This is a genomic window from Streptomyces sp. NPDC057616 (assembly GCF_042800575.1).
In the GTDB taxonomy this organism is placed as follows: Bacteria; Actinomycetota; Actinomycetes; order Streptomycetales; family Streptomycetaceae; genus Streptomyces.
The window spans coordinates 19,049-24,425 of the sequence record NZ_JBHVGU010000072.1; the positions used below are offsets into that span (position 1 = coordinate 19,049).

Consider the following 5,377-nt stretch of genomic DNA (forward strand, 5'->3'; position numbering starts at 1 on the left):
TCCGCGACGGCGAGCCCTCCGCCACCCCCGAAGGGAGCAGGACCTCATGACGCGTCCCCACACCGCCTGGGACACCCCCGCGGCCGACACCGAGGGCACCACCCCCGCCCGCACCTCGCCGGCCGCGCTGCACGACCACCTCAGGGCCCACCTAGACGGCGCCGCCCGCGCCTGGCTCGACCAGGCCCTCGACGAGGCCGCCGCCCACCCCGGCATCCACGGGCCCATCTCCGTATGGGAGTTGCGCCTGGCCGAGGCCGGACGCCGGTGCGGCCCCGAGCACGCCGACGCCGCCCGGGTGCTGATCCTGCACACCGCCCGCGCCGGCACCGACGCCGTCACCCGCGTCTACTACCAGGGCACCGCCGCCGAACGCCGCTCCGTCCTGCACGCCCTGCCCCACCTGGTCGACGGCCCCGGCGCCCTGCCGCTGGTCGAGGACGCCCTGCGCACCAACGACACCAGCGTCGTCGCCGCCGCCGTCGGCCCGTACGCCGCCCGGCACCTGTCCCCGCACCTGTGGCGGCACGCCGTCCTGAAGTGCCTGTTCACCGGCGTGCCCGTCGCCGAGGTCGCCGACCTGGAACGCCGCGCCCACGCCGATCCCGAACTCGCCCGGATGCTGGCCGACTACGCCGCCGAGCGCGCCGCCGCGGGCCGTCCCGTGCCCGAAGACCTGTACCGCGTCCTGACCCTGTGCGACCCCACGGCCACCCCACCCCCGCGGACCACCGAGCACGGTACGCGCGGCACCGACGGCAAGGAGTCCTGATGCGCATCTTCGACCCCCACATCCACATGACGTCGCGGACCACCGACGACTACGAGGCGATGCACGCCGCGGGCGTCCGCGCCCTGGTCGAACCGGCCTTCTGGCTCGGCCAGCCGCGCACCTCGCCGGCCTCCTTCTTCGACTACTTCGACTCGCTCCTGGGCTGGGAGCCCTTCCGCGCCGCCCAGTACGGCATCGCCCACCACTGCACGATCGCCCTCAACCCCAAGGAGGCGAACGACCCGCGCTGCGCGCCCGTCCTCGACGAACTGCCCCGGTATCTCGTCAAGGACCAGGTGGTCGCCGTGGGCGAGATCGGCTACGACTCGATGACCCCGGCCGAGGACACCGCGCTGGCCGCCCAGCTCCAGCTCGCCGCCGACCACGAGCTGCCCGCGCTCGTCCACACCCCGCACCGCGACAAGCTCGCCGGGCTGCGCCGCACCCTCGACGTGGTGCGCGAGTCCGCCCTGCCGCCCGGCCGCGTCCTGGTCGACCACCTCAACGAGACCACCGTCAAGGAGGCGAAGGACAGCGGCTGCTGGCTCGGCTTCTCCGTCTATCCCGACACCAAGATGGACGAGGAGCGGATGGTCGCGATCCTGCGCGCCTACGGCCCCGAGCAGGTGCTGGTGAACTCCGCCGCCGACTGGGGCAGGAGCGACCCGCTCAAGACCCGCAAGGTCGGCGAGCTGATGCTGGCCGAGGGCTTCACCGAGGACGAGGTCGACCGGGTGCTGTGGCGCAACCCCGTCGCCTTCTACGGGCTCAGCGGCCGGCTGAACCTCGCTCTCGCGGCCACGGAGGCCACCCACGAGGGCAACTCCATCCTCCGCGGCGGGGCGTGAGCGATGCGCTTCCGCCACCCCGACGGCTCCACCGTCCACCTCGCCTACTGCACCAACGTCCACCCGGCCGAGACCCTCGACGGCGTCCTTGCCCAGCTCCGCGACCACTGCGAGCCCGTCCGCCGCCGCCTCGGCCGCGATCGCCTCGGCATCGGCCTGTGGCTCGCCAGGGACGCCGCGCACGCCCTCGTCACCGACCCGTCCGCCCTGCGCGGCCTGCGCACCGAACTGGACCGGCGCGGTCTCGAGGTCGTCACGCTCAACGGCTTCCCCTACGAGGGCTTCGGCGCCGAGGAGGTCAAGTACCGCGTGTACCGGCCCGACTGGGCCGACCCCGAGCGCCTGGAGCACACCACCGCCCTGGCCCGCGTCCTCGCCGGACTCCTCCCCGACGACGTCACCGAGGGCACCGTCTCCACCCTGCCGCTCGCCTGGCGCACCGCCTACGACCCCGGCCGCGCGGAGAAGGCCCACGCCGCCCTCGTGACGCTCGCCGAACGGCTCGACGCCCTCGACGAACTGACCGGCCGCTCCATCCGCGTCGGCCTCGAACCCGAACCGGGCTGCGTCGTCGAGACCACCGCCGACGCCCTCGCCCCGCTCGCCGCGATCGCCCGCGACCGCATCGGCATCTGCGTCGACACCTGCCATCTCGCCACCTCCTTCGAAGATCCGCACACCGCCCTGGACGCGCTCACCGCGGCCCGCGTCCCCGTCGTCAAGTCCCAGCTCTCGGCCGCCCTGCACGCCGAACACCCCCACCTCCCCGAGGTCCGCGCGGCCCTCGCCGCCTTCGACGAACCCCGCTTCCTGCACCAGACCCGCACCGCCACCGCCGCCGGCCTGCGGGGCACCGACGACCTCGGCGAGGCCCTGCACGCCGACGCCCTGCCCGACTCACGGCCGTGGCGCGCCCACTTCCACGTCCCCCTGCACGCGGCCCCCGCCGCGCCGCTCACCTCCACGCTCCCGGTCCTCAAGGCCGCACTGACCCGGCTCGTCGGCGGCCCGCACCCGCTCACCCGCCACCTCGAGGTCGAGACCTACACCTGGCAGGCGCTCCCACCCGAGCTGCGGCCCCGCGGCCGGACCCAGCTCGCCGAGGGCATCGCCGCCGAACTCACCCTCGCCCGCGACCTGCTGACCGACCTCGGCCTCAAGGAGCTGCCATGACCACCCACCGGGCGGCCCCGGAGCCCACCCCGCTCCTGGTCCTGGACGTCGTCGGCCTCACCCCCCGTCTCCTCGACCACATGCCCCACCTCAAGACGCTCGCCCAGTCCGGCTCCCGCGCCGCGCTCGGCACCGTCCTGCCCGCCGTCACCTGCGCCGCCCAGTCCACCTTCCTCACCGGCACCCACCCGTCCGAGCACGGCATCGTCGGCAACGGCTGGTACTTCCGCGAGCTCGGCGACGTCCTGCTGTGGCGGCAGCACAACGGACTCGTCGCCGGCGACAAGCTCTGGGACGCCGCCCGCCGCGCCCATCCCGGCTACACCGTCGCCAACATCTGCTGGTGGTACGCCATGGGCGCCGACACCGACATCACCGTCACCCCCCGTCCCGTCTACTACGCCGACGGCCGCAAGGAACCCGACTGCTACACCCGGCCCCCGGACCTGCACGACGAACTCACCGCGAAACTCGGCACCTTCCCCCTCTTCCACTTCTGGGGCCCCGGCGCCGACCTCGTCTCCAGCCGCTGGATCATCGACGCGACCCGGCACGTCATGGCCACCCGCCATCCGGACCTGACGCTCTGCTACCTCCCCCATCTCGACTACGACCTTCAGCGCTTCGGCCCCGACGACCCGCGCTCCCTGCGCGCGGCCGCCGACCTCGACGCCGCGATGGCACCGCTGCTGGACGACGCCCACGCCGAGGGCCGTACCGTCGTCGCGCTGTCCGAGTACGGCATCACCCGCACCGACCGCCCCGTCGACATCAACCGGACCCTGCGCCGCGCCGGCCTCCTGGAGGTGCACACGCAGGACGGCATGGAGTACCTGGACCCGATGGCCTCCCGCGCCTTCGCGGTCGCCGACCACCAGATCGCCCATGTCTACGTACGCCGGCCCGAGGACCTCGACGCCACGCGGTCGGCCCTGGCCGGCCTGCCCGGCATCGGCCAACTCCTCGACGACGAGGGCAAGAAGGCGCACCACCTCGACCATCCGCGCTCCGGCGAGCTGATCGCCGTCGCGGAGCCGGACGCCTGGTTCACGTACTACTACTGGCTCCACGACGCCCGCGCGCCCGACTTCGCGCAGCTCGTCGAGATCCACCGCAAACCCGGCTACGACCCGGTCGAACTCTTCATGGATCCGCTCGACCCCTACGTCAAGGTCAAGGCAGCGACCGCGCTGGCGCGCAAGAAGCTCGGCATGCGCTACCGCATGGCGGTCGTGCCGCTGGATCCCTCACCTATTCGCGGCAGCCACGGCCGCCTTCCTGAGAGCGACGACGAAGGTCCGCTCCTCATCTGCTCCACCCCCCGCGCCGTCGGCGACCGCCTCGCGGCCACCGACGTGAAGTCACTGCTGCTCCACCTCGCCGGTCTCACCTGACCGACCGGCCCCAACGGCCCGCCGGATCCCCGTGATCCGACTGGTCACAAGTGAAGCACCCACCACTGACAACGCCCTCCGACACCGAGGAGTTCCAGGCATGAGCCGCACCTCCCAGACGGACCCCGAACTCGCCCACCGCCTGACCAGACGAGGCATGCTCGGCGTGGCCGCGGGCGCCACCGCCGCCGCCCTGCTCGGCGCCGCCTCGACCCCCGCCGCCGCGGCCGGCACCTCCGCCGACGCCTCCGCCGCCGGCCGCGGACGTCCCGTCCTGCCCCCCGGCCGGCTCGGCGTCCAGCTCTACAGCCTGCGCGACAAGGTCGCCTCGCTGGGCTTCGCACCCGTCTTCACCGAACTGGAGAAGTACGGCTACGACGAGATCGAGTTCGCCGGATACACCCAGGGCACGGGCCCGATCACCCTGGCCCAGTTGAGGCGGCTGGCGAAGAACCACGGCCTGAACCCGATCGGCAGCCACGTCGGCTACTTCTCCAGCGACCCGAACGCCTACACCTTCGCCCAGAACCTCACCAAGGTCCTCGACGACGCCGAGGCCCTGGGCCTCAAGCACATCGGCACCGCCTCCGGCCCGAACCGCTACGGCAACACCGTCGACGCCTGGAAGCGGGCCGCCGAGGAGTTCAACGCCTACGGCGCGGCGGCGAAGGCGCGCGGCATGAAGTTCTACCAGCACAACCACTCCGACGAGTTCGGCTTCGCCACCGACGATCCCAAGGTCCGCCTCTACGACGTGCTGCTCGCCGAGACCGATCCCGGCCTGGTCTACCTGGAGATGGACATCTTCTGGGCGTACGCCGGCCAGTTCCGCTTCTCCAGGCGCCCCGACGGCAGCGCCGCCCCCTTCGAGCCCCTCGACTACGTGCTCAAGCAGCCCCACCGCTACCCGCTCTTCCACGTCAAGGACGGCGTGAGCGATCCGTCGAACCAGTTCGGCTACCGCATGGTCGACGTCGGCGACGGCGACATCGACTACCAGAAGTTCATCTCCGCGGTGACCCGGCTGCGCGGCGAACGCCTCGCCCACCACTGGCAGACCGAACACGACCAGCCCACCGAGTCGTTCACCTTCGCGCGCCGCTCCAGCGCGTACCTGCACAGCCTGCGCGAGAAGTGCTGACGGCCGTACGGCCACGCGCGCGTGAGGAGGCCCTCCCCGGAGCCGGGGC

Annotated in this window: 5 protein-coding genes; all 5 read left to right on the forward strand. The window is 72.8% G+C overall.

Going from position 1 to position 5,377, the window contains the following annotated elements; all coding sequences use genetic code 11:
* Positions 1 to 46 precede the first annotated feature (46 nt).
* The 5 genes from ACFU97_RS44830 (at position 47) to ACFU97_RS44850 (ending at position 5,328) form a co-directional block, all read left to right on the forward strand.
* Positions 47 to 772, forward strand: a complete 726-nt coding sequence (locus ACFU97_RS44830; protein ID WP_384268767.1) for an EboA domain-containing protein — start codon at positions 47 to 49, stop codon at positions 770 to 772.
* Positions 772 to 1,620, forward strand: coding sequence for a TatD family hydrolase (locus ACFU97_RS44835; protein WP_384268769.1), 849 nt, complete (start codon positions 772 to 774; stop codon positions 1,618 to 1,620). The genes ACFU97_RS44830 and ACFU97_RS44835 overlap by 1 nt, the downstream gene beginning before the upstream one ends.
* Positions 1,621 to 1,623: 3 nt before the next feature.
* Complete coding sequence (gene eboE / locus ACFU97_RS44840; RefSeq protein WP_384268771.1) at positions 1,624 to 2,793, forward strand: metabolite traffic protein EboE; 1,170 nt, start codon at positions 1,624 to 1,626, stop codon at positions 2,791 to 2,793.
* Positions 2,790 to 4,187: an alkaline phosphatase family protein gene (locus tag ACFU97_RS44845; RefSeq protein WP_384268772.1), complete on the forward strand. Its 1,398-nt coding sequence runs from the start codon at positions 2,790 to 2,792 to the stop codon at positions 4,185 to 4,187. Before eboE ends, ACFU97_RS44845 begins: the two co-directional genes overlap by 4 nt.
* 100 nt (positions 4,188 to 4,287) lie before the next feature.
* The gene (locus tag ACFU97_RS44850; protein ID WP_384268773.1) at positions 4,288 to 5,328 is read left to right on the forward strand and encodes a sugar phosphate isomerase/epimerase family protein; all 1,041 of its coding nucleotides are present in this window, start codon (positions 4,288 to 4,290) and stop codon (positions 5,326 to 5,328) included.
* Positions 5,329 to 5,377: the final 49 nt, after the last annotated feature.